At 70.9% G+C, this 436-nt stretch carries 1 protein-coding gene; it reads right to left on the reverse strand.

The genetic code is table 11. From position 1 onward, the window contains the following. Positions 1 to 436 (reverse strand): IS66 family transposase zinc-finger binding domain-containing protein (locus tag HV826_RS36500; protein WP_176421587.1); only part of this gene is annotated, 436 nt, incomplete at both ends.

Consider the following 436-nt stretch of genomic DNA (forward strand, 5'->3'; position numbering starts at 1 on the left):
GAAGCCGGGGCCGTACTCGCCCCTGTCCACCACCCTGGCTGGAGGCGGGGCAGTGACGACGCCCCGGCCGCACGTGCACGCCAGCACTTCCTGCACGTGCACCTGCTTCTCAAAGCGGGCGGGCACGTACTCGTACACCACTGAGGTGCGGCCCTTGCCCAGCGGATTCAAACCCTCGCTGCCGCATGCCGGGCAGTGGCGCTCCTCAGTGGGGACTGCGTGGCGAATCTCTCTCGCCGGGGCCTCGTCGGCCTTCCGGGCCGCCCGCTGCTGACGCTTCTTTTTCGCGGCCTCGGCCTGGGCCGCCGTGTCTGCGCCGTCCCCTCGCAGTTCGGCGGCCACCGTCGGCAGCTGCTCCGTCCTGCGGCCGAAGACGTGGCGCTCCAGCGTCGCCATCTTCGCCTCCAGCGACGTCAGGCGCTCCTTGAGTTCCTCC

Origin of the sequence: Myxococcus sp. AM010 (assembly GCF_013372585.1) — a bacterium.
GTDB classification, from domain to species: Bacteria; Myxococcota; Myxococcia; order Myxococcales; family Myxococcaceae; genus Myxococcus; species Myxococcus vastator.